A 23,193-nucleotide genomic window follows, 5' to 3' on the forward strand; every position below is an offset into this window, starting at 1 on the left:
TTAAAAAGAAGACCACACATATACATGTGGTCTTCTTTTTATTTAATAATTTTAAACTTAGAATCATTGACTATTTTTACAAAAATTATATAACAGTTCAACGACAGCACCTGTTGCACCTTTTTTAGGAAATATCTTTGTAGAAAAATCATTCCACGCAACATAAGCTATGTCTATATGAGCCCATGGTTTACCTAAAGTAAATTCCCCAACAAACAATCCAGCCGTTATAGTTCCGCCATATCTTCCACCAATATTTTTATAATCAGCAATATCGGACTTCAAAGTCGATAAATATTCCTTATCTCCTGGTAACCTCCATATACTATCTACAGTATTTTTACTTGCATCATTCAACTTATTAAATATACTTTCATCATTATCTATAATGGCAGCATACTTAGTCCCAAGCGCTATACCACACGCTCCTGTTAGCGTAGCAATATCTATTATTAAATCAGAATTTAAATTTTTCGCTGCATAATAAACTCCATCTGCAAGTGCTAATCTACCCTCTGCATCCGTTGATATAATCTCAATAGTTTTGCCTGAAAGTGATCCTATTACATCCCCAGGTTTAAACCCATTTCCATTTATCATATTTTCACACGTAGGTATCACACCAAAAACATTTATTTTCAAATTTTGTTTCGCAAGTAAAATTATTAAAGATAAAACGCTCGCTGCTCCTGCCATGTCACATTTCATAGTTACCATTCCATCAGAACTCTTTATAGAATACCCACCAGAATCATATGTTAATCCCTTACCAACAAAAGATATAGTTTTATCGCTTTGTTTATCTCCAAAATATTTCATAACAATAAATCTTGGTTTATTTACGGATGCCTTTCCAACCTCATATAGAGCATTTAAATTGTTTTCCTTTATCCAATTTTCATCATATACATTAATCTCTACATCCAAACCCTTAACTTGTTCAATACACCTATTTCCAAACTCTTCTGGAGTTAAAATATTTGACGGTTCATTAACTAAGTCCCTGGTTAAATTTATTGCATCTCTTATATTCAATAGTTCATCTAAATCTTCACTTTTATTAGTGTATATATCAATCTTTACCTCTGTCTCTCCTAATTTCGTGGTCATATACCTATCAAATTTATAATTTGCTGCACTAAATGATAAAATAATACCTTTTAGCATATTTTTAATATTTAAATTATCACATTCAAAAGAATAAAATAAAATATTTTTTAATAAATTTATTTTCATTTTTTCAAATAAAGAAACTAAGGATTTATACCAAGAATCATATGTTAACTCGTCTTTTTTCCCAATACCCACAAATACAAGCGTAGAAATACCATTCACATCATTCTGATTAAGCGAATACTTTGTACCAATTTTACCTTCAAACAATCCCTGATTTTTAATCTTATTAAAAATATCGCTATATCTAGATATTTCATAATCTTCAAAACAAGGTATAATTTCTACTTGATATTCACTATCTAATTTATCAACTAACTTAAATTCCATTTAGTACTCTCCTTAAAAATAAGATGTATATTTAAAAATTTAATAACCAAAATAATACAAGGTGATTATTTTGATCAATAAAAAAAATATATTAATATACTCTATAATTTTATTATTTTTTATGCATATCATTATTAATTGTATGTATATTTTTTACAACAGCAAGAACAATTTAAACTACTATATAAATAACTTTAATGAAAAACAATTTAAGATAAATAACACTTATATAACTTATTACGAAAAAAATATAATAAATAACTATAGTAACAGAACAAAAAATGTTATACTACTTCATGGTCCATTTGAATCATCTCTTAACTCATATAACCTAATTAATAAATCTCTAGAAACATTAACCAATTTAAAATGCAACTTTAACATTTTTCTTATAGATTTACCTGGGCACGGAAAATCATTCAAAATAAATAATTTCGATTACTCATTTAGGAATGTTTCTTCATATATCAACTACTTACTAGAAAATTTAAATATAACTGATACTTTACTGATATGTAGCAATTTCTCATCAAGTATAGGATTAAATATGATTTCCTTAAATGATAAAATATTCTCACAAATTATTCTTATAGATCCTATTTTTAATTACAACCCAACATGGGAAAATTCCAAGTTATTTATTAAAAACAAACTATTGTTATTATCATCATTTATTATTTTAAATATAAATAAATCATCTTTAAATTTGAGTAATTATGCTACATTATACTTCAACAATAAAAACTCATCAAATAAATATGCTTCAAAAATGATAAACGAAAGTTCTCCAATATCAACTTTAGATATTAGATCCAATATACCTATATTCGCTATAATTACTAGAAAAAGCTACTTTAATTCAACTTACATTGCAAATCTATCTAATAGATTTGCATCAATTATATTTTTACCTCATATATTCCCCCTAGAGGATATAATAGATAGTAGGTTTAAAAATTAAACCTACTATCTATTTAACCTCAAATCTTTTGTAATCATATTCCATTATAATATATTTTTTTGAATTTTCATAATCATATATATATTTATTAAATCCTGTTTCTCCATCATACGGCAATTTAAAATTATTATCAAGATCACCCTCTACTCCATATACAAGGTTAGAAATATCTTTTCCATCACAATTAATTCCTATAATAAAATAACCACGATCTACAAAATATGGATACATAAAAACCATTGGATAATATATTATTGCATATTTTATATTATCTATTTTTCTAATATTTTCTATTTGTGAAAAATTATCTACATAAACTTTAAAAAATCTATAATTATCCTGATTTAAAGAATAAAATTCCTCATACTCACTCAATATATTTAAAAAAAACTTATAATCATAATCATAATCTATATGTCTATTAATATCACAAAAATTTTGGAGTAAACTCTTTACCATTTTCTTTATTTCACCATCATCCTTTAACAGAAGTTTTTTTAATGAATCTATATGTTTCTTTGCTTCATTAAAAATATTTTTAGATTTATCTATATCATTCTTTATTTCATTCTCATATTCATAATATACATTATCATTTTTATTTTCAAAGTCTCTAGTTGAATCTAAAGAATGTGTCCTTAAATATCTATCCATGATAAAATCACCTCTATTAAATTTAAATAAGCTTAAATTTTTTTCATTACACAAACATTTAGATTCATCAATTTTATCATCATTTTCCACTAAAACCTCAATTCCAATTTCCTTATCTACTTTAACAAATTTATTTTCACAGTTTTTATTATCATTTTTAGTATATTCAACTCCATCTTCATAATCTTTTTTATCTTCCTTTTTCTGTATATCCCTCTTTGTTTCAAACATAAAACTATCTCTTCTAAAGGTCCTATTTTTAATTAATCTAAACTGATTAACCTTCCAATTAAAAACTTTTTTCTTAGCTAAAAATCCACTTAATGGATATTTGACCCCACCTTTCAAATCTTTAAAACAAACTGTACTACCATGCAAACATTCAAGTAATGTATCATCAAATTCATATGATACATCAATTTTTCCATTCTCATCTGGTTTAATATCTCCAATTGATATAATATCTATTTTAGATTCATTTTTAATTATTAAACTCAAGCTATAAGTATTTTCATTATTTAAATTCTGTATATAATAAAATATTCTAAATTTAGAATCTTTGGCTTCTATCTTTGTATAACCTGAAGGTTTCTTATTTTTAAATGAGTACCCTTTATCATCCTCTTGAAGTATTATAAATTTTTTACTGTCAGAAATAATCATTTAATTCTCCAATATATAATTTTAATACTATGCTATGCATAATTATATTAAAAATTACTAAATAAAAAACAGATCAAATTATATTTAATCTAATCCATTTAAAATTTTAAATATTTTAACAAACTCATCCACTGTCAAATTTTCTGCTCTTTTATTAAAATCAATATCCATGTAATTAAATATTTTCATCAAAATTTCTTTATCCTTAGTAAAATTAGACAACACATTATAGAGTGTCTTCCTTCTCATACTAAAACATCTTTTAACGAATTTTAAAAAATTATCTTCTATTTCTCTATTTTCAAATTTTCTATTATTCAATATTTCAAACTTTATAAATACAGAATCAACTTTCGGTTTAGGTATAAAATTAACAGCCGGTATATATTTAACAACATGAGGCACTGAAAAATAATTTACAAAAACACTCAAAGATCCATATTCTTTTGTAGAAACATTTGCTAAAATACGATTCCCTACTTCTTTTTGCACCATAATAGCAATAAAATCTATACTTAACTCACTCTTAAACAATTTCTCCAGTATAGGTGTTGTTATATAATAAGGTATATTAGCTACAACCTTAAACCTCCCATTTAAATTTCCCAAATCTTCTAAATTCATTTTCATAAAATCATTATGTATAAGTTTGAAATTATCATACTCTTTTAAATTTTCATTTAAAATGGGTATAAGTCTATCATCTATTTCAATTGATATAACTTTTTTTGATTTCAAAAGTAATTTTTCTGTCAAAACACCAAATCCTGGTCCAATTTCAATAACAATATCATTCTTTGTAATATCTAATTTATCTAATATTTCATTAAGCAAAATATCATTATTAAAAAAATTCTGTCCTAAATATCCTTTAAATAAAAATCCATATTTTCTCTGCAATTCTCTAACACTCGTCATCTATTAACTCCTCTAATTTTTTTAGTGAGGATAAAAACACTTCTCTAGATATATTAAAACTATTTAGCCTAGATAAAAACTTCTTTCCATTTGCTGTACCGATTCCTAAAATATTCCCTAGTATTTCTCTACGTTTTAATGAATCCCTATTTCCAACAAGTTTATTATTAAATAAATCCTTTTGTGTAAACTCCTCTCTTCTATAAGACAATTCACATTTTGCATTTTTTATTGCTAAAATTATATCCTTAGGATGAGCATTTTCCACTCCTATATCACCATTTTTAATACTCTTATTTTTTGGTATATACGCATGCTTAACACCTTTTACCTCATCTGAAATTTTTTTTCTTATTCTTTCTCCCGCAGAATCAGAATCCATAAGTAAAATAACTCCACATCTTTCTTGTGCATTCTTAATCAAATTCATCGTTCTACTAGATATCCCAAACCCAGATACGTATATAACCTCTGCATTAATTCCTCGCTTAACTGCAATTTCATCACATATACCCTCAACTACTATAACTTCCTTAATTTTAATCATTAAGTCCTCCTATAAAAAATAATGCTACAATACTTTACACAAATATTGTAGCAAAACTTCAACTTATTCTAGTATATATATTTTTACTCCCTTTTTTCTACCCCAATTATATGCAGCCTCTCTACTAGGCATAAAAACATCTATTATATTCCCTCTGATAGCTCCACCAGTATCATGAGCTATGGCAAAACCATATCCTTCAACATATACCTTTGTATTAAGAGGTATAACTTTTGGATCAACTGCAATAGTACTCCATCCATCAGGATTATAAAGAGTTGGATTACCTGTAGCTGTTATATGATTACCATTAGATCCACTATTATAAAAAGCAGTAGACTCCACTAATTTAGAATATTTAATTGAATATTCCTCACCTAAAAACGTTATTTTACCTCCATTTAAATACGAATTATTTATAATATTTGATAATGCTTGATTCTCATCCTTAATAATAGATCTATCCTTTGTCCCTTTTTCAATTACTTTATTAATTGGCTGTCTCTCTACATCATCATAAATTACATTATCACTTACTTCAATATTATTTTCATAACGCTTTTCTCTTTTAATAAGTCTTAATCCATCTCTACCTTCTTGAATTACTCTATTTTCATCTGAATATAAAGAATTATTGTATCTAATTTCAGTGTCATATGGAATTGCTATACTTTCTTCATTAATCCTTATATCAACATATTTAATAAAAATTTCTTCATCTGGAATAATATCACTATATAATGATGGTTCAACTATATCATTTTCATCTATATCTATATCTCTCTCTTTCAAAAGATCTTCTATAGTTTTAGACATTGTCATAACCTCATATGGATCACTATTTCCTAAATACAAAATAACAGGAACTGGATTATTAAAAACATCATTATCTCCATATTCTATATTAGAAAGTTTTGATGGATATACCCCCACTTCATCCTGTAAGACTATGCTATTCTCCTTCAAAACATCTCTAGTTGTATTTTCTATTACATAAGTTGAAATTTCAATTCCATCAACAACAAGTGTAACTGGTTTATTTATATAAATAACCAAATAAAATAGTATAACAGAAATTAACAAACTAGCTAAAGAAAATAACATAGTCTTTATCGACCTTGATTTTACCATAATTCCCCCCCTAATAAAACTTTAATATACATTATAAACTAAAAAACTTTAATGCATTTTTATATAACGTATCCCCAATTTTATAGAAGTCTTCATTTCTTACATCAGCAATTTTTTTTATAATATACTCTATATTTATTGATTCATTTCTTTTACCTCTAAGTGGTACAGGTGAAAGATAAGGACAATCTGTCTCTGTCAAAAGATATTCAATTGGAATTTCTTTTATTACTTCTATTATCTTGACAGCATTTTTAAATGTAGAAATACCTGATATTCCCAAATAAAATCCTAGCTTAATCAATTCTATAGCGATTTCTAAACTGCCAGAAAAACAGTGGACCACACCTCTTATTGGCATAAATTCCTTAATTATCCTGAGCGTATCTGCATATGCATCTCTACAATGAATAATAACTGGCTTATCCAAATCTTTTGCAATTTTTAATTGATTTCTAAATACCTCTTTTTGAATTTCCTTATCAATATTATCATAGTAGTAGTCTAATCCAATTTCACCAATTGCTAAAACTTTTTTATGTTTATTAAATTTATATAAATCATCCTCATAAGTTATTTTATAATAATATTTAGAATAACTTGGATGTATTCCACAAGCTCCATAAATAAAATCATATTTATCAATAATATCAATTGTTTTTTTACAAGAATCAATGTCTACAGCACAATTTAATATTTTTTTTACCCCGTAATTAAATTGCCTCTCAATAACTTCATCCCTATCGTGCAAAAAGCTATCATCATAATAATGAGAATGAGTTTCAAAAATTTTCAAAGACATCTTATTTCTCCTTTCATAGTTTAAAATAATACATTTATTATCTTTTAGTGTCAACTTGACAAAATATGGATTTTATGTTCTATCTAATTTGTAAAAACCTTCAATATTTTTTAAATACTTATGTAAAAAATATTGACATGAATAATATTATACTATATAATTTGTAAGGTAGTAAATTAGTTGGCCCGTTGGTCAAGCGGCTAAGACACCACCCTTTCACGGTGGTAACACGGGTTCGATTCCCGTACGGGTCACCATAATTTTATATTTGGGCGCATAGCTCAGCTGGGAGAGCATCTGCCTTACAAGCAGGAGGTCACAGGTTCGATCCCTGTTGTGCCCACCATTTGGCCCAGTAGCTCAGTTGGTTAGAGTGCCGGCCTGTCACGCCGGAGGTCGAGGGTTCGAGCCCCTTCTGGGTCGCCATTTATGGCCCGTTGGTCAAGCGGTTAAGACACCACCCTTTCACGGTGGTAACACGGGTTCGATTCCCGTACGGGTCACCAAAACAAAAAAACAATGAAGTAATACTACTTTATTGTTTTTTTGTTTTTTATAAAAAGTAGGAAATACATCCTACTTAATAATCTAATAAATTCTTGCATTCATTAATTATTTGTTCACTTGTCATACCATATTTATTAAGCAAGAAACCTATAGATCCCACTTCTCCAAAATGATCTTTTATTCCAATATTTCTTATTAATGATGGTGCATATCTACATGAAACTTCACAAATAGCACTATAAAGCCCTCCTATAACATTATGATTTTCAGCAGTAACAGCTTTTTTAGTTTTAAGTAAAGAATTTTTAACTGTCTCTACATCAATCGGTTTTATAACTGGTATTGATATAAGTTCTATGCTCACACCTTCCCTTTCTAAAATATCACTAGCCTTAATTGCCTCATCTACCATAATACCAGTAGCAAATATTGTGATATCATCTCCGTGTTTTAAAATATCTGCTTTATTAATATCAAATTTATAATTATTATCATACACCTTAGGAACCTGTTTTCTCGCTAATCTTATATATATAACTCCTTTTTTATCTACTGTATCTAAAAGTACTTCTTTCAATTGAATTTCATCAATAACATCTATTATAGTTATACCTGGTATACTTCTTAAAACTCCTATATCTTCAAAACTCATATGAGTTCCTCCATTTAATTCGGCACAAACCCCTGAATCTGTTGCTATAATTTTAACATTTTGCTTTGCATAACACATAGAAACAGCTATTTGATCACATATCCTTCTTGACGCAAACGGTGTAAATGTACATATATATGGATTCATACCATAGGCACTCATACCAGCTGCCATACTAGCCATATTAGCTTCACTTATACCAACATCAAATGCTCTATCCTTATAAATCTTCCTAAGCTCCATAGTTCCATTAGCCTCAGCTAAATCTGCATCCATAAATATAACATTATTATTCTTATCCATAATTTCTTTCATTGTGCTAAATAATACCTGTCTCATTTCCATAATTAAACCCCCCCTTATAATAATTCTACAATTGATTTTTTAAAATCATCATCTGTTAATCCCATACTGTGATTTTTATAACCTGCATTTTCTATTATAGAAACACCCTTGCCCTTTACAGTGTTAAGAACTATAGCTATAGGCTTATACTGCTTCTTACCATTACAAATAGCATTATGCATTTCTTCAAAATTATGTCCATCTACACTCTCAACATAAAATCCAAATGATTCCCATTTTTTATGCATATCACCCATATCCAATATATCAATTAATTTACCATCTAACTGCATTTTATTATAATCAATAAATACTATAAGATTATTTAAACCAGATGAAGATGCAGCCATAGCAGCCTCCCAAACCTGCCCCTCATTACATTCTCCATCACCAACTATACAGTATATATAACAATTATCATTTTTTATTTTGGATGCTTTAGCCATACCAACTGCACAACTTATACCTTGACCTAAAGATCCCGTAGTCATATCAACGCCAGTTGTTTTATTCATATCACAATGACTTGGAAGACATGTATTTTCCTTGTTAAGGGTATTTAAATCTTCTTTACTTATGTATCCTTTATCTGCAAGAACCGCATATAAAGCCGGCCCCGCATGACCTTTGGACAATACAAGCCTATCTCTATTTTCCATTCCTGGATTAGTAACATCTATATTCATTTCAACATTATACAAAAGTACTAGTATATCTACTATAGACAAACTTCCTCCATAATGTCCCTTCCCTAAATTATGAATCTCCTCTATCAACATTTTTCTTATTTCTCTAGATTTACTATTCAATTTTTCTAAATCTCCAAAACTCATATGTTAAAATACCTCCAATTTTAAAATTTACTTTAATTAAAACACCGGTTTTACAAAACCACTATATCTTTCATTTATAAATTTAAAATTTTCATAACTATTTAAATAATTAGCAATTTCTTTTAATTTTATTGATGTCTTCATATCCTCTCTAGTTACAAAAATACTAAATTTCATACCATCATTAAATGAATCTTCATAAAAAATACCCACCTCCCTAGGATCTATATTATTTTCCATAGCCACATTAGTATTTAGAACAATTAAATCTGATATATTAAAAAAATCTGGAATATCATTAATATCGACCTGATTTATCACTAAATTTTTAGGATTACTTATAACAATATAAGACCCATCTAATTCTTCTACAAGCGTGATCAACCCAGCATCTTCTAAAAGCTTTAAAGATCTATTCCTATTTATAAAATCATTTGGTATATACACAATATCTCCATTCTCCACCTTATCAATCGATCTATATTTACTACTATAGATAATCAAAGGTTCAATGTGCACAGATGTAATTTCTATAAGTTTACTTTCACTACTCAAGTTAAATCTATTTAAATAATCTCTTGTCTGAAAAAAATTAGCATCTAAATTACCATTAACTAGATCTCGATTCAATGTATCATAATCAATATAATTTACTATTTCAAAGTCTTCCTTAAATACATTCTTTATATTCTGCAAAATTTCTCCATAAGGAACAGTCGTAACTCCTATTTTTAATTTTCTATCAGTTGTATTAATCACTCCTATATCAGATTTGCATGACATAAAAATATAAACAAAAATAAACATCAAGAATATTCTTAAATATTTATTCATAATGTCCTCCTAATCAATATATGCACTACAAGAGCTAAATTCCAGTTAAACCAAAATTAAATTTAAGCAAATTATATTTATTAACTACAAATCTACATTTATCTATTATGCTCATTGTATTTTTTATAAAAAAATCATTTGTTGAATAAAAAATACTGCTCTTCAAGAATTCATTATCAATTATAGTCAATAAATCATTAAGTAAATTAACTAAATATCTTTTATTTAGATCACAATAATATAAATTTCTATTTATATTATTAATAATTGATATTATTGTGAATTTAATATCTGTATATCCATCACGAATTTCTTTTACAAAATATTTACTTACTACATTAGTTTCCATATACTTATTATTTTCTTCAATAAACATATTTTCTAAACCATTCAAATCATTAAATATTTTTTCAATGTCATGTATATATATATTCTCTATATTTCTACTATCTATATGAATAAAACTTAAAATTCCTAAAAATATACTAAATATAATTAAAATTAAAAAACATCCGTTAACTTTTATATTCATAATTCCCCCAAATAAATCATATATATCCCCATTTAAATTATATCATTTATATTTAAAATAATAAATCAAAACAACTAAATATTACTTAAAAAATAAAAAATAACTACTGATTAAAATCAATAGTTATTCAATAAAATTAATACCTAATTGGAGACACCTTATCGATAGGAGAATATGGAATAAAATTTCTTAATACCTTTGTATCATATCTGAGTTCAGCCATTTCAGTTACTGCAACATAGACATTAGAAATCGCATACCAGGTATCATACTCAACAACACCTGATACATTAACATTAAATATCTCTTGAAATTTTTTAACAGCATCCCTAGTAGCATTTCCATATATACCATCTTCAGAAACTTTAGGTATAGCTGGGTAATTTTTCGAAATTGTATTCAAATATTTTTGTATATTCCTCACATCAGAACCTCTGCTCCCAACTTTTAGTGCAATACCTGGATAAGATATTGGTATGCCTTTAACTTCTTTTGCTGTTACTAAATCTAAATTTGTTCCATAAAAATTAGTCAATATCTCATAAGGAGTATATCCTTCATCTGCCAGATATTTGCTCCCCCATTGAGTCATCCAGCCAGGACACTTTACTTTTTTACCATCACAATATTGTGACAATAAAGGCTGTTTAGATCCTGGTCTCTTCATATATGTTGAAAAAATTTCATCGACAATATTTGATATATTTTTAAATATATTTCTTCCATAATTAAATGCATGATCATACGCTGTAGAATTTGTTATTGTAAAATCCTTTCCCTTGCCTCTGTACCATTCCGTATATACTCTATTTAATGTGAATGATATTATTGCATATATATTAGCTCTTATAGCATTTGATGGCCATGTTGAATATATTTCACAGGAGGCAACATTTTTGATATATTCAGAATATCTCACCGTATAATCATTTCCATTAGAATTCGGAGAGCCTATATGAACTGTAATAAATTCAGGTACTACAACCTCTGATAATACAACTTGACCTGTTGATTGCATCATAGTTTTTTCTTCGGCTTCAGGTATCTTAGGTGGATAATTGCCATAAAGAGTATTTGCCTCTATATTAATTTCCTCTATCTGACTATACAATGATTTATTCCTATTAACTAAATTTAAATTAATGGGCTGAATCGATTCCTCGTCTCCAAATAATTGACATCCTTTTACAAATGTTTCAATAAATCCATCTTTGGAAACTGCTACATCACATAATCCATATGGTCTCTCAGTCTCATATTCATTTAAAGATAATTCTATAGGTGGTGTAACTATTCCATCTAAAATAGCTATCCCAGAATCATTTGTTTTTAAATCAACAACCTCTCTAACTATATTGTTCTGATCATATAAAGTAACTTTAATATTTGCATTACTTACCGGTTCAGGATTATTACCCATATAAGTTTGAATTTTTAAAGACCCTGTGGACATAAAAACTCCTAAAAAAATATTATATACTTAAAACTATTCTTAAAAATTAATAAAGTTTACTTGTTTTTCCTATTTCCCCTAAAATAATCCCTTTCTTGTTTAAATTCATCAAATAAATGTGATATTTCCATATTTATAGATGTATCCGTAACCGTTGCAAATATTATATTTTTACCTAAATTCTTTCTAAGTAATTTAAAATATATATCTACTTCTTTAGATACAATATTCTGAAATATAACTACTTTTTCTCCACAACTATACTCACCATTAGTATTAAATTTTTTGTCTTTTATTACATCCCCTAAAGTTCTATTGAAATCACTATCATCGAATGTTAAATATTGTATATTACTACTAATAAATTTTACCGTCTTTTGAATTCTTAATATTTCATCTTCTGAAAATCCATATAATATAAATTTCTTCATCCTATATTACCCCACTTAATATTTTATGACAACGTAGCACTTTCTCATTATCCAAAGAATTATATATTTGAACCCTAGTATTTAAATTATCTATAGTTTTATTAATTAAATTATTTTCTATAAGTCTACGTCTAAGTTCCATCGCTGTACCTAATGATCCATCAAATATTCTTACTCCTTCACCAAAAATATCTTTAATTATATTTTTCACAAAATAATAATGAGTACACCCTAATACAATACAGCTAACATTATTTATATATTTATGTAATCTTTCATAAAGGTAGTCATAAATACTTTGTTCACTTTCATTATGTTCGATCATATAAGCTAAATAATCAAGAGCAAAACACTCTATTGTATTCTTACTATATTTATTAATTAAACATCTTAACTTATCCCCATTTACTGTAAACGGTGTAGCCAATAATAATATATATCCTTTTTTGTTATTTGAATTAACAAACTCTACTGCTGGTTTTATTGCTGGTTCCACTCCTATTATTGGTATTTTAGGCTCATACCTTTCTCTTAAAAACCTTATTGCCGCACTACTAGCAGTATTGCAAGCAACAACAATTGCTTTACAATTATTTTCAAAAATCAGAAAATTACATATATTAATAGATAAATTGATTAATTCACTCTCAGATTTACTTCCATAAGGAGAATTTCTAGAATCACCAAAATAAATAAACACTTCATTTTCTAAAAGTTTCATTGTTTTTCCTAAAATAGAAATACCTCCAATTCCAGAATCAAAAAAACCAATATTACCATTTTTAAAATCCATAATAAAACCCTTTCGAATTTGACAATAAGTAGAATTAATTATATCATAAAATTCAAAATATCATCAAAAATAAAAGGAGGAAATCAAATAATTTATTTGATTTTAAAGATTTATGGTTGAAAATTTAATTTATATAATTAGAAAAGAAAATATATCAAAAAGTTCTATTATAAATTTACTAGTTAATCATCCTGAAATAAAATTCATATCACTCATGGCTATAGATTTAAATGCTAATGATACTGATGAAAAAATACCTACAGAAATCTTTATTAATGATATTGATTTATTCTTTGATGGATGTGCTATTCAAACAGATGGATCTTCAGTAGTATTAACTGGAATAGCAACACTAAATGATGCAAAAGTAGACATGATCATAGATAAACATTCAAACTGGTTTGTTGATTACAATTTTGATAACGTAGATCAACTAACAAACAAACCTGTAGGAACACTTAGAATACCTAGTTTTTTAACACACAATAAAAAATATATCGACTCTAGATCTATCTTAAAAAGATCAATTAATTTCATGAAATGTACCCTTATAGACCTATTTAAAAAAAATCCTAACTACCTTAAATCAATTAATTTTGATGATATAGATGATATAATAATAAATACTGCAACTGAACTTGAATTTTGGGTTAAAACTCCTGAAGAATATATTAACATAGAAGATTTAACAACTTCTCAGGGTTTACATGAACAATACTGGAATATGACAAAAGGAATTGTTAGAACTGCTTTAGAAGATTCATTAATAATGATGGAAAACTATGACTTGCACCCAGAAATGGGACATAAAGAAGTTGGCGGTGTTAAATCAAAGATAGACTCTAATGGAAATTATCACATTTTAGAACAGTTAGAAATTGACTGGAAATATTCAACTGCAATGCAAACATGCGATAATCTTTTAATTGTGAAAAGTATAATAAAAGAAACATTCAAACGCCATAAGTTAGATGTTACATTTTTAGCTAAACCTATCGAAAAAGTAGCTGGAAATGGTGCTCATTTACATTTTAGTATTTTTTTAAAACTTAAAAATGGTAATCTAATAAATATATTTTCAGATAATGATAGTGAATTTATGAGTCCTATAGGATATGGTGCGATTATGGGAATCTTAAAAAACTACGACATAATAAATCCATTCATATCCAATACAATAGACTCATTAAAACGTCTCAAACCAGGCTTCGAAGCTCCAATATGTACAGTTGCATCACTTGGTATATCTAAAGACATACCGTCTAGAAATAGGTCTATATTGATAGCTCTTATAAGAGATAGTGAAAATAATAAATCAACAAGATTTGAATTAAGATCACCAAATCCAAAAACAAATATGTATTTAACTATTTCAGCTATAAATATGTGTATTATAGATGGAATTAAATACTCTATAGATAAGAATGAAAAATATCTGTTAAAAGAACTATCAAAAAAATCTGGTGAATATTATGGGTATCTAGATGAATCTAGAATGTATCGAAGTGAAGAAAATATATTTGAAAAATACTCAGAGGATGATAGTAATAACATTTTTGGCAAAGCTCCTAAGACTGTTTATGAAAATTTATTAAATATTGAAAAAAATGATTGTAGTATATTAACACAAAATTCTGTATTTACTACTGATATAATAAACAGTTTTAAAACATCCTCATTAGACCAATATATGATGGAAATAGAGCATAGACTTTTACCGAAATATAAAAAAGAACTAAATAATTTAATTAAAAACATAGAAATAAATTCAAAATTAATATCTCTTAACTATTTGATACTAAACGAAATATACTTCAATTTATTCATTGATAGTCTCGACCACATAAGCTTATCATCTAAAATAAAAAACTATATCCAAAATCGCAACTACGAAATGATATCAACTCTCCATATAGAAATTGAAAACATAATAGATGATTTTATACATTTATACAATTTATGTTAGGTATCTATCAAATTGATAGATACCTTTTTTATTTTTTCTTATATTTATACTTAACTATATAGTATATAAAAACTAATCCTAACAGGCCAAAAAATGGATATATAATAGAAATTAAATTAGTAAACCCAAATATAGATACAGGCACAGAAACAAATAAGATCAATAAAATACTCTTAAATAACGAAAATCTATACTTGTTAGAAATACCTTGGGCAAGTGAATAAAGACTAGATATTTCTGTAGAAAGCATCTCAACCCATATTAAAACAAGTATAATCACCTGAAATGTTTTTCCAAATATCTTAGATACATAAAGAAGAGGTATATCATATTTGGCTATGTATGGCATATTGGATAAAATTAAATAATTTATAATCATACTTATTAAAATTAAAAACAATGACCCCATAAATATGCCTTTTTTAAAATTACTGCTCTTATGACGAATAGAAAGCGGAGCCAAAATACCTGTGGAACTCAAAATATTAAATCCACCGTATAAAAGACAAGATAAGATTATATTATTATGTAACTTTATATCTTTATTCTTAAATATAAATAATGCTCCTGTTTCAAGGTTTATTGGATCCGAAAATAATTCAAATAATATAAATATTAGAAATATTATACAAATCATTATTGGTACACTTAATGAATTAACCCAAACGAGTCCCTTCATACTAAATTTTAAAATCACAACTGAAACTATTATCATTAATATCGTCCCAAAAATACTTGGTATAGAAAAAAATTGACTTATTATAGATCCACTTGCTGCAAATATAATTGAAGAGGAAAACAAATAGTATAAACTCACGAAACTATTTAAAATTTTTGCTGAAATTCGAGGACATATTTCATTTATCAAAAGATTATAAGAAGATAAGTTTTTTTTATTACATATATCACACAATATATTTCCAATAAATACATACATTAAAAAACATACTATAAATCCAAAAAAACTATCTAAACCATATATGGAAAAAAATTGATATATTTCCTTCCCTGACGCAAGTCCGGCTCCAACAACTGTACCAATAAAGATACATGATACCTTAAACATACTCATTAAATTATTTAAATTTGTCAAAATCAACTACCTTCCTTTTTTTATATCGTATTTAATTTTTATTTTCTTATATGTTAAAATATGAATCTATTATTTTTGAAAGGAAATAAACTATGATTTTTGATAATAAACCTTATTATTCTTTAAATTTATTCCTTAGAAATAAATTTAAAGAAAAAATAATAAAAATAACATTAGATGGGGGATTTACATGTCCAAATAGAGATGGAAAAATATCTTTTGGTGGGTGTACATTCTGTAGTACTATGGGCTCTGGTGAATTTTCAGGAAATAGATCTAAATCAATATCAGAACAATTTATTGAACAAAAAAAAATTATGAAAAGGAAATGGAACTCAAATAAATACATAGCATATTTTCAAGCTTATACAAACACATATGCTTCCATAGATTATTTAAAGAAAATATATGATGAAGCAATAAGTCAAGAAGGAGTTATTGGATTATCAATAGGAACTAGACCTGATTGTCTATCCAACGAAATATTAGACTTACTATCTCATTATAATGAAAAAATATTCCTAATGGTTGAACTTGGACTACAAACATCAAAAGATTCAACTGCTATATTAATAAATCGAGGTCATGATACAGAATGTTTTAAAGAAGCAGTAATAAAATTACGTAAGAAGAACATAAATGTAGTCACTCACATTATTTTTGGACTACCATATGAATCATATGATGATATGATAGAAACAGTAAAATTTATAAATACACTAGATATACAAGGTATAAAATACCATCTCCTCTATATAATTAAAAACACACAACTTGCAAAAGAGTATTTAAAAAATCCATCTATATATACTCTAACAAGAAATAGTTATATAAAAATAATAGGAGATGCTATATCACTTACAAATCCAAATATAGTAATACATAGAATAACTGGGGATGCTAAAAGAGAAGACATAATAGAACCTAAATGGAGCATAAAAAAATGGGAATTATTAAACTCAATACATGACTATTTAAAAGAAAATAACATATATCAAGGTAAACATTTTAATAAATAGTTAATATTGATTTTAAAGATAGTATTGTGTATACTTTTTGTGTGAAAATAAAATATATTCTTAATCAAGGAGGATTCAGCATGAAAAACTCTTCCATATCTATTAAAAATATTGTAGCAATAGGTATTGGTTCTGCTGTTTTTTTAATTTTAGGGCGTTTCGCATCTATACCATCAGGAATTCCAAACACAAATTTTGAATTATCTTATGCTTTCTTAGCATTAATGGCTGTAATTTATGGTCCATTGTCTGGTTTGCTAATTGGTTTTATAGGACATGCATTAAAAGATATGTTGTTCTACGGTACACCTTGGTTTAGCTGGGTTTTAGCCTCTACAATTATAGGTTTTATAATTGGTCTATGCTCTAAATCTATTAATCTAAAAGTATTTAATAAATACTCAATAATAAAATTTAATATTGCACAAATTATATCTAATCTTATCGCTTGGCTTATAGTTGCACCAATTTTAGATGTGCTAATATATTCTGAACCCATAAAAAAGGTATTCATCCAAGGAGGAATGGCATCAATTACAAATATATTAACTGTAGGTATAATCGGAACAAGCTTATTATCATTATATTCTAAATCTATTGTAAAAAAAGGAAGTCTATCCAAAGAATCCTAAAATAAAATTTCCAAATTTGAGGTAAACATCCAAATGAAAAAAAAATTAATTGAATTTACAAATTTCAGTTTTAAATACAATTCACAACAATTTCCCACATTGAAAGACATAAATCTAACCATCTACAAAAATGAAAAAATACTCATACTTGGAGAATCAGGATGCGGTAAAAGTACTCTATTTAACTCCATAAATGGTCTTGTTCCTTTTTTTTATCCTGGAGAAATTTCTGGTAATTTAAAAATTAATGACAAAGATACCAGAAATATGTCTATTTTTGAAATATCAAAAAATGTAGCTACAATCCTTCAAGATACTGATAATCAATTTATAGCATTAACATCTGCAGAAGATATAGCATTCAAGTTAGAAAATTTATGTGTAAATTCAGAATTAATGCATAAAAAAGTCAATAATATATCTAATCTTATTGGTTCCAATGATTTTTTAAATTCAAGTCCTCATAATCTATCTGGTGGACAAAAACAAAGAGTAACTCTAGGCGGTGCACTTGTAGACAATAGTGAAATATTAATTTTTGATGAACCTTTAGCAAATTTAGATCCAAAAACAGCAGAGGAAACCATTAATTTAATTAATACAATCACAGATAAAAATCCGAAAACTATAATAATAATAGAACATAGACTTGAAGAAGTATTGAAACTTAATTTTGATAGAGTATTACTTATGCATGATGGTAAGATAGTTTTTGATGGTGAAATAAATAAATTATTATCAACCTCATTATTAAAACAATGTGGTATAAGGGAACCTTTATATTTAACAGCTTTAAAATATGCAGGATGCGATATAAATGAAAATCCAAACCTTAATAACATAGAAAATTTAAATATTTCATCTTTTAAAGATAATATTAAAAGATTTTATAAATCATTAAAATACACTAATTTTCATGCTAATATATGCTCTGCCCATCCTCTTTTAAAATGCGAAAATATAAACTTTGGCTACAAGAATGATAAACTTGTTTTAAATAATTTATCATTTGATGTTTACAATAATGAATTACTATGTATTGTCGGTAAAAACGGTGCTGGAAAGTCCACAATTTCAAAAATTATATGTGGGTTTTTAAAACCGTCTTCAGGTAAAGTATTTTTAAATAATAAAGATATAACATACGATACAATATTTCAAAGATCTTCTTCAATTGGATATGTAATGCAAAATCCAAATCAAATGATAAGTAATACTTTATTGTTTGATGAAGTAGCATTTACTCTTAAAAATATGAATTTACATAAAAGTGAAATTGAAAATCGTGTATATGATATATTAAAAATATGTGGCTTATATGAGCTTAGGAATTGGCCTATATCTGCGCTGAGTTATGGACAAAAAAGACGTGTGACAATAGCATCTATCTTAGTAAGCAACCCAAAAATACTTATTTTAGATGAACCAACAGCTGGTCAAGATTTTAAACACTATAATCAAATAATGGAATTTATACAAAGATTAAAAAAATATAACATAACTTCAATTATAATAACTCATGATATGAACTTACTGATGGAATATGCAGATAGATGTATTGTTCTATCTGATGGTAAAAAAATAGGTGACGATATACCATCTAAAATTTTATCAAACGAATATATAATAGATAACGCTAACCTAAGGAAAACATCATTACATAATATTTCTAAAAAATTATCATTAGATGACACTGATATATTTATAAACAAATTTATAACTTATGACAGGAGCACAAGGTATAAAAATGAAGTTGATTCTTGAATATATTGATAAGAATTCGTTTATTCACAATTTAACAGGTGCAACTAAATTAATATGTTTTATTCTTTGGTGTGTTGTAACAATAATAACATATGATACAAGATTATTAATATTCTTAATTGTATTAAGTGTATTTTTATTTAAATTATCAAAGATAAAATTTAAGGATATTTCCTTTGTAATAACATTCATACTAATATTCCTATTATTGAATAACATACTCATATATGCTTTTGGTCCAAATACAGGACCAGAAATATATGGAACTAAAACTATACTATTAAATTTTAATAATGCATATTCAATTACTGCTGAACAGCTTTTCTATCAACTTAATATTACATTAAAGTATTTTAGCGTAATTCCTATTTCTCTACTGTTTATACTAACAACAAATCCGAGTGAGTTCGCGGCATCATTAAATAAAATAGGTATAAACTATAAAATTTCTTATGCTATATCTTTAGCACTTAGATATATACCTGACATAATAGAGGATTACAAAAATATATCATTATCCAAACAAGCACGCGGAATCGATATGTCCAAAAATGAAAAACTATCTATAAGAATAAAAAATATGTTCTTTATAATAATTCCTATAATTTTTTCAAGCATTAATCGTATAGATAAAATTTCATGTGCAATGGAACTTAGAGGGTTTGGTTATAAGAAAAAACGTACATGGTATACACAAAGAAAATTTAAAATAAATGATATAGTATCAATATTATTTTTCATTATATTAGACTTAATAGCTATCTGGTTGTTTTATATGAATAATGGTAGATTCTTTAATCCGTTTATTAAATAAAGGGGAGGATACTAAAGTATCCTCCCCTTTATTTATCTGATTCTTCTATAAGTTCTATAATTTTACTCCTACACCTAGATCCTTTACATCCACCTCCAGTTGCTCCAGTCTTTTCTTTTATTTTATCAACTGTATCAGCACCATCTTTTATACATTCATTAATGGTAAACTTATCAATTCCCCTGCACAAACATATCTTTGTTAATTTATCTTTTATCATAGTATCCTTATCCATTAATTTATCACCTCATAAACATTATACACTTTATTAACTCTATATTTCAATGTATAATAAGCTATATAGTATTTAGTATTTTTCATTTTAACTTAAATATTATGCTTAAAAATTTTAATAATAATGAAAAATATAATAGTAAGCTTATAATTCAATACATTATAATCTGTATACTGTTCTTCATTTTAATTGAATTAATACATAGACAAGACCTTAAATCTATATACAATTTTTTAAGTTCAAACAATATATATATATACTTATATCTAATACTATTTTTTATATTTTCAAGTTTATATACGTTCATATTTAAAAAACCTCTTATATTTTGTGCAATGCACTATAGTGTATGGTGTTTTATTGCATTTATAAGTAATGTAAATATTTATTTTAAAGGTAGTCCATTAATTTTTGAAGATTTATTCTTAGTAAATGAAGCAACTAATATTATTTCAAAGTATCTAAATACCAAACTAATAACTAATGTATTGATATTAATTATTTTATTCTCCATTATATTTATAATTGTAGTAAAAATATCTAAAAACATTAAATTTAAGTTATTTAATTTAAAATATAGGTATTTAAACTTTATACTATACACATTATTTATATATATTTACTTGTTATCTATGGATAAACTTTATAATTATGGTAAATCTATTACATATGTACTAAGTGATTTTAATTTATCAGATACATATTTTAAAAATGGATTTTTACATTCTTTTTATGACTCAACAACCTTATTCTTTTCAAACAATAAAAACCTCGATTACGATATAGATAAAATCTTAAAAATCAAAAATATGTTATCTGAAAATGATTATAATTTTGAAAATCCAGATGTTAATATAATCTTAATTCAATTAGAATCAATATTTGATCCACTTAAATTAAAGGATGTTAAATTTTCTAATGATCCACTTAAAAACTTAAGAAATCTATCAAAAATAAACGAAAGTGGAGAAATAATTGTTCCAGTTTTAGGCGGTGGGACAATTCAATCAGAATTTGAAATACTTACAGGAATTAATATAAAAAACCTTTATACAAAAATGCCTTACTTAAACTTATTAAATAATACTCAAGTAGAAAGCATTCCTTATATATTAAAAAATTATGGATACTCAACAACAGCTATACACAATTATTTTTCGACATTCTATAATCGTACTAAAGCTTACGAAAATATTGGATTTGAAACATTTATACCTATTGAAGCTATGACATCAAGAGAAATAAGTCAAAATTTTTGGTATAAAGATAATATCCTAATAAATGAAATTATAACTAAAATTAAAAATACTCCGGAAAAAGATTTTATATTTGGTGTTACTGTAGAATCACATGGTCCATATAATACGTTAATAAATGGTGACATTGTAGTTGAAAGTAATTCACTTAGTGAGAAAGACTTAATAGAACTCCAAAATTATGCAAATATTATTAAACATGTGGACGATTTCATTATAAATTTAATAAATGAACTAAATAACACAAATGAAGAATATATTCTAATACTTTATGGTGACCATTTACCTTCTCTTGGAGAAAATCAAAGTACCTTTTCTTCATTAACTAAAGAAGATTTATTTAAGACCCCTTATTTAATAATTGAATCAAATAATAAAAAAATGATATCTATTGATAAAAATACAGAAATTCATGCTTATGAATTTCTGTATGAAATTTTTTCAGATTTAAATATAAATTCCACAATATATCATAGATTCAGAGAAATTTTTAAGGAAGATACAAAATATAACGATTATGAAAAACAATTAATTTTAGATATAAAAAAACAAAATATATACGATAATAGTAAATTTCCTTATGAAATATCACCTATAAAAATAGGCAATAACACTCAAATTATAGAAGATATTAATATAAATAATGATGGAGTCTTTATAATTGGAAATGGTTTTACTGAAAATTCAAAGATTTTAGTTAATGGTAAAAAAATAGATACACAATATATATCTACTAATTGTCTAAAATCTATAAACTATATTCCCAATAATGAGGATGTATTTATAGTTATACTATTTTCAAATAAGAATTCCCCTCTAAACATTAGCAATAAATTCATATTTTAAAAAATAAAT

The 23,193-nt window shown here is 25.9% G+C and carries 23 protein-coding genes and 4 tRNA genes; 11 read left to right on the plus strand and 16 right to left on the minus strand.

Features of this window, described 5'->3' with window-relative positions; translation table 11 throughout:
• Positions 1-63: 63 nt before the first annotated feature.
• The gene (locus SFBMNL_RS07770; RefSeq protein ID WP_005805065.1) at positions 64-1,503 is read right to left on the minus strand and encodes a leucyl aminopeptidase; all 1,440 of its coding nucleotides are present in this window, start codon (positions 1,501-1,503) and stop codon (positions 64-66) included.
• Positions 1,504-1,624: 121 nt separating this feature from the next.
• On the opposite strand from SFBMNL_RS07770, the gene SFBMNL_RS07775 reads away from it, so the two are divergent.
• The gene (locus SFBMNL_RS07775) at positions 1,625-2,464 is read left to right on the plus strand and encodes an alpha/beta fold hydrolase (RefSeq protein ID WP_242838755.1); all 840 of its coding nucleotides are present in this window, start codon (positions 1,625-1,627) and stop codon (positions 2,462-2,464) included.
• Between the two features lie 9 nt (positions 2,465-2,473).
• Here SFBMNL_RS07775 and SFBMNL_RS07780 read toward each other — a convergent pair whose 3' ends face one another.
• The 5 genes from SFBMNL_RS07780 to SFBMNL_RS07800 form a co-directional block, all read right to left on the minus strand.
• The gene (locus SFBMNL_RS07780) at positions 2,474-3,781 is read right to left on the minus strand and encodes a hypothetical protein (protein WP_042295156.1); all 1,308 of its coding nucleotides are present in this window, start codon (positions 3,779-3,781) and stop codon (positions 2,474-2,476) included.
• An 84-nt stretch (positions 3,782-3,865) separates the two neighbouring features.
• The gene (rsmA, locus tag SFBMNL_RS07785; RefSeq protein ID WP_042295158.1) at positions 3,866-4,699 is read right to left on the minus strand and encodes a 16S rRNA (adenine(1518)-N(6)/adenine(1519)-N(6))-dimethyltransferase RsmA; all 834 of its coding nucleotides are present in this window, start codon (positions 4,697-4,699) and stop codon (positions 3,866-3,868) included.
• Entirely contained in the window at positions 4,686-5,246 is a 561-nt protein-coding gene (gene rnmV, locus SFBMNL_RS07790; RefSeq protein ID WP_005805061.1) for a ribonuclease M5, read from the minus strand. Before rnmV ends, rsmA begins: the two co-directional genes overlap by 14 nt.
• A gap of 63 nt (positions 5,247-5,309) precedes the next feature.
• Complete coding sequence (locus tag SFBMNL_RS07795) at positions 5,310-6,377, minus strand: G5 and 3D domain-containing protein (RefSeq protein ID WP_042295160.1); 1,068 nt, start codon at positions 6,375-6,377, stop codon at positions 5,310-5,312.
• Positions 6,378-6,408: 31 nt separating this feature from the next.
• On the minus strand, positions 6,409-7,179 hold the full coding sequence (locus SFBMNL_RS07800) for a TatD family hydrolase (RefSeq protein WP_042295162.1): 771 nt from the start codon (positions 7,177-7,179) through the stop codon (positions 6,409-6,411).
• A 182-nt stretch (positions 7,180-7,361) separates the two neighbouring features.
• On the opposite strand from SFBMNL_RS07800, the gene SFBMNL_RS07805 reads away from it, so the two are divergent.
• From SFBMNL_RS07805 to SFBMNL_RS07820, 4 genes are all read left to right on the plus strand, one after another.
• Positions 7,362-7,436: transfer RNA gene (locus SFBMNL_RS07805), tRNA-Glu, on the plus strand.
• A gap of 13 nt (positions 7,437-7,449) precedes the next feature.
• A tRNA-Val gene (locus tag SFBMNL_RS07810) sits at positions 7,450-7,525 on the plus strand.
• A gap of 3 nt (positions 7,526-7,528) precedes the next feature.
• Positions 7,529-7,605, plus strand: a tRNA-Asp gene (locus tag SFBMNL_RS07815).
• 5 nt (positions 7,606-7,610) lie between these two features.
• Positions 7,611-7,685: transfer RNA gene (locus SFBMNL_RS07820), tRNA-Glu, on the plus strand.
• Between the two features lie 74 nt (positions 7,686-7,759).
• On the opposite strand, the gene SFBMNL_RS07825 is transcribed toward SFBMNL_RS07820, so the two are convergent.
• The 7 genes from SFBMNL_RS07825 to murI all read right to left on the minus strand — a co-directional run bounded on the left by SFBMNL_RS07825 (position 7,760) and on the right by murI (position 13,559).
• Positions 7,760-8,683 (minus strand): transketolase family protein, encoded by a 924-nt coding sequence (locus SFBMNL_RS07825; RefSeq protein ID WP_042295165.1) that lies wholly within the window; start codon positions 8,681-8,683, stop codon positions 7,760-7,762.
• A 14-nt stretch (positions 8,684-8,697) separates the two neighbouring features.
• Complete coding sequence (locus tag SFBMNL_RS07830) at positions 8,698-9,516, minus strand: transketolase (RefSeq protein ID WP_014018075.1); 819 nt, start codon at positions 9,514-9,516, stop codon at positions 8,698-8,700.
• A gap of 36 nt (positions 9,517-9,552) precedes the next feature.
• Positions 9,553-10,350, minus strand: a complete 798-nt coding sequence (locus tag SFBMNL_RS07835) for a MetQ/NlpA family ABC transporter substrate-binding protein (protein WP_042295167.1) — start codon at positions 10,348-10,350, stop codon at positions 9,553-9,555.
• Positions 10,351-10,384: 34 nt separating this feature from the next.
• Positions 10,385-10,882, minus strand: coding sequence for a hypothetical protein (locus tag SFBMNL_RS07840; RefSeq protein WP_005805057.1), 498 nt, complete (start codon positions 10,880-10,882; stop codon positions 10,385-10,387).
• 136 nt (positions 10,883-11,018) lie between these two features.
• Positions 11,019-12,335, minus strand: a complete 1,317-nt coding sequence (locus SFBMNL_RS07845; protein ID WP_005805056.1) for a peptidoglycan-binding protein — start codon at positions 12,333-12,335, stop codon at positions 11,019-11,021.
• Between the two features lie 56 nt (positions 12,336-12,391).
• Positions 12,392-12,766: a DUF3783 domain-containing protein gene (locus SFBMNL_RS07850; protein ID WP_005805055.1), complete on the minus strand. Its 375-nt coding sequence runs from the start codon at positions 12,764-12,766 to the stop codon at positions 12,392-12,394.
• A 1-nt stretch (position 12,767) separates the two neighbouring features.
• Complete coding sequence (gene murI / locus SFBMNL_RS07855; protein WP_042295170.1) at positions 12,768-13,559, minus strand: glutamate racemase; 792 nt, start codon at positions 13,557-13,559, stop codon at positions 12,768-12,770.
• 112 nt (positions 13,560-13,671) lie between these two features.
• Here murI and SFBMNL_RS07860 point away from each other — a divergent pair, with 112 nt between their 5' ends.
• Positions 13,672-15,525: a glutamine synthetase gene (locus tag SFBMNL_RS07860; protein WP_007439793.1), complete on the plus strand. Its 1,854-nt coding sequence runs from the start codon at positions 13,672-13,674 to the stop codon at positions 15,523-15,525.
• A 28-nt stretch (positions 15,526-15,553) separates the two neighbouring features.
• Here SFBMNL_RS07860 and SFBMNL_RS07865 read toward each other — a convergent pair whose 3' ends face one another.
• Complete coding sequence (locus tag SFBMNL_RS07865) at positions 15,554-16,618, minus strand: YkvI family membrane protein (protein ID WP_052341902.1); 1,065 nt, start codon at positions 16,616-16,618, stop codon at positions 15,554-15,556.
• Between the two features lie 92 nt (positions 16,619-16,710).
• Here SFBMNL_RS07865 and SFBMNL_RS07870 point away from each other — a divergent pair, with 92 nt between their 5' ends.
• The 4 genes from SFBMNL_RS07870 (at position 16,711) to SFBMNL_RS07885 (ending at position 20,847) form a co-directional block, all read left to right on the plus strand.
• Entirely contained in the window at positions 16,711-17,637 is a 927-nt protein-coding gene (locus SFBMNL_RS07870; RefSeq protein WP_005805052.1) for a TIGR01212 family radical SAM protein, read from the plus strand.
• A gap of 80 nt (positions 17,638-17,717) precedes the next feature.
• Positions 17,718-18,269: an ECF-type riboflavin transporter substrate-binding protein gene (locus SFBMNL_RS07875; protein ID WP_007439797.1), complete on the plus strand. Its 552-nt coding sequence runs from the start codon at positions 17,718-17,720 to the stop codon at positions 18,267-18,269.
• 33 nt (positions 18,270-18,302) lie between these two features.
• Entirely contained in the window at positions 18,303-20,033 is a 1,731-nt protein-coding gene (locus SFBMNL_RS07880; protein ID WP_042295174.1) for an ABC transporter ATP-binding protein, read from the plus strand.
• On the plus strand, positions 20,017-20,847 hold the full coding sequence (locus SFBMNL_RS07885; protein WP_242838756.1) for an energy-coupling factor transporter transmembrane component T family protein: 831 nt from the start codon (positions 20,017-20,019) through the stop codon (positions 20,845-20,847). Before SFBMNL_RS07880 ends, SFBMNL_RS07885 begins: the two co-directional genes overlap by 17 nt.
• Positions 20,848-20,875: 28 nt before the next feature.
• Here SFBMNL_RS07885 and SFBMNL_RS07890 read toward each other — a convergent pair whose 3' ends face one another.
• Positions 20,876-21,082 (minus strand): (2Fe-2S)-binding protein, encoded by a 207-nt coding sequence (locus SFBMNL_RS07890; RefSeq protein ID WP_042295178.1) that lies wholly within the window; start codon positions 21,080-21,082, stop codon positions 20,876-20,878.
• Positions 21,083-21,233: 151 nt separating this feature from the next.
• The gene (locus SFBMNL_RS08400) at positions 21,234-21,389 is read right to left on the minus strand and encodes a hypothetical protein (RefSeq protein WP_007439798.1); all 156 of its coding nucleotides are present in this window, start codon (positions 21,387-21,389) and stop codon (positions 21,234-21,236) included.
• 28 nt (positions 21,390-21,417) lie between these two features.
• On the opposite strand from SFBMNL_RS08400, the gene SFBMNL_RS07895 reads away from it, so the two are divergent.
• A complete protein-coding gene (locus SFBMNL_RS07895) occupies positions 21,418-23,184 on the plus strand; it encodes an LTA synthase family protein (protein ID WP_242838757.1) in 1,767 nt (588 codons plus the stop codon).
• The last annotated feature ends 9 nt before the right edge of the window (positions 23,185-23,193 follow it).

Origin of the sequence: Candidatus Arthromitus sp. SFB-mouse-NL (assembly GCF_000709435.1) — a bacterium.
GTDB lineage: Bacteria > Bacillota > Clostridia > Clostridiales > Clostridiaceae > Dwaynesavagella.

Excerpts from the sequence above, each read along its gene's own strand:
- SFBMNL_RS07835 (WP_042295167.1), bottom strand. The coding sequence starts at position 10,350 with ATGAATAAATATTTAAGAATATTCTTGATGTTTATTTTTGTTTATATT.
- SFBMNL_RS07800 (WP_042295162.1), bottom strand. The coding sequence starts at position 7,179 with ATGTCTTTGAAAATTTTTGAAACTCATTCTCATTATTATGATGATAGC.
- SFBMNL_RS07870 (WP_005805052.1), top strand. The coding sequence starts at position 16,711 with ATGATTTTTGATAATAAACCTTATTATTCTTTAAATTTATTCCTTAGA.
- rsmA (WP_042295158.1), bottom strand. The coding sequence starts at position 4,699 with ATGACGAGTGTTAGAGAATTGCAGAGAAAATATGGATTTTTATTTAAA.
- SFBMNL_RS07830 (WP_014018075.1), bottom strand. The coding sequence starts at position 9,516 with ATGAGTTTTGGAGATTTAGAAAAATTGAATAGTAAATCTAGAGAAATA.
- SFBMNL_RS07795 (WP_042295160.1), bottom strand. The coding sequence starts at position 6,377 with ATGGTAAAATCAAGGTCGATAAAGACTATGTTATTTTCTTTAGCTAGT.
- SFBMNL_RS07775 (WP_242838755.1), top strand. The coding sequence starts at position 1,625 with ATGCATATCATTATTAATTGTATGTATATTTTTTACAACAGCAAGAAC.
- SFBMNL_RS07895 (WP_242838757.1), top strand. The coding sequence starts at position 21,418 with ATGCACTATAGTGTATGGTGTTTTATTGCATTTATAAGTAATGTAAAT.
- SFBMNL_RS07875 (WP_007439797.1), top strand. The coding sequence starts at position 17,718 with ATGAAAAACTCTTCCATATCTATTAAAAATATTGTAGCAATAGGTATT.
- SFBMNL_RS07780 (WP_042295156.1), bottom strand. The coding sequence starts at position 3,781 with ATGATTATTTCTGACAGTAAAAAATTTATAATACTTCAAGAGGATGAT.
- SFBMNL_RS07885 (WP_242838756.1), top strand. The coding sequence starts at position 20,017 with ATGAAGTTGATTCTTGAATATATTGATAAGAATTCGTTTATTCACAAT.
- SFBMNL_RS07850 (WP_005805055.1), bottom strand. The coding sequence starts at position 12,766 with ATGAAGAAATTTATATTATATGGATTTTCAGAAGATGAAATATTAAGA.
- SFBMNL_RS07840 (WP_005805057.1), bottom strand. The coding sequence starts at position 10,882 with ATGAATATAAAAGTTAACGGATGTTTTTTAATTTTAATTATATTTAGT.
- SFBMNL_RS07770 (WP_005805065.1), bottom strand. The coding sequence starts at position 1,503 with ATGGAATTTAAGTTAGTTGATAAATTAGATAGTGAATATCAAGTAGAA.
- SFBMNL_RS07860 (WP_007439793.1), top strand. The coding sequence starts at position 13,672 with ATGGTTGAAAATTTAATTTATATAATTAGAAAAGAAAATATATCAAAA.
- SFBMNL_RS07880 (WP_042295174.1), top strand. The coding sequence starts at position 18,303 with ATGAAAAAAAAATTAATTGAATTTACAAATTTCAGTTTTAAATACAAT.
- SFBMNL_RS07890 (WP_042295178.1), bottom strand. The coding sequence starts at position 21,082 with ATGGATAAGGATACTATGATAAAAGATAAATTAACAAAGATATGTTTG.
- rnmV (WP_005805061.1), bottom strand. The coding sequence starts at position 5,246 with ATGATTAAAATTAAGGAAGTTATAGTAGTTGAGGGTATATGTGATGAA.
- SFBMNL_RS07825 (WP_042295165.1), bottom strand. The coding sequence starts at position 8,683 with ATGGAAATGAGACAGGTATTATTTAGCACAATGAAAGAAATTATGGAT.
- murI (WP_042295170.1), bottom strand. The coding sequence starts at position 13,559 with ATGGATTTTAAAAATGGTAATATTGGTTTTTTTGATTCTGGAATTGGA.
- SFBMNL_RS07845 (WP_005805056.1), bottom strand. The coding sequence starts at position 12,335 with ATGTCCACAGGGTCTTTAAAAATTCAAACTTATATGGGTAATAATCCT.
- SFBMNL_RS08400 (WP_007439798.1), bottom strand. The coding sequence starts at position 21,389 with ATGAACGTATATAAACTTGAAAATATAAAAAATAGTATTAGATATAAG.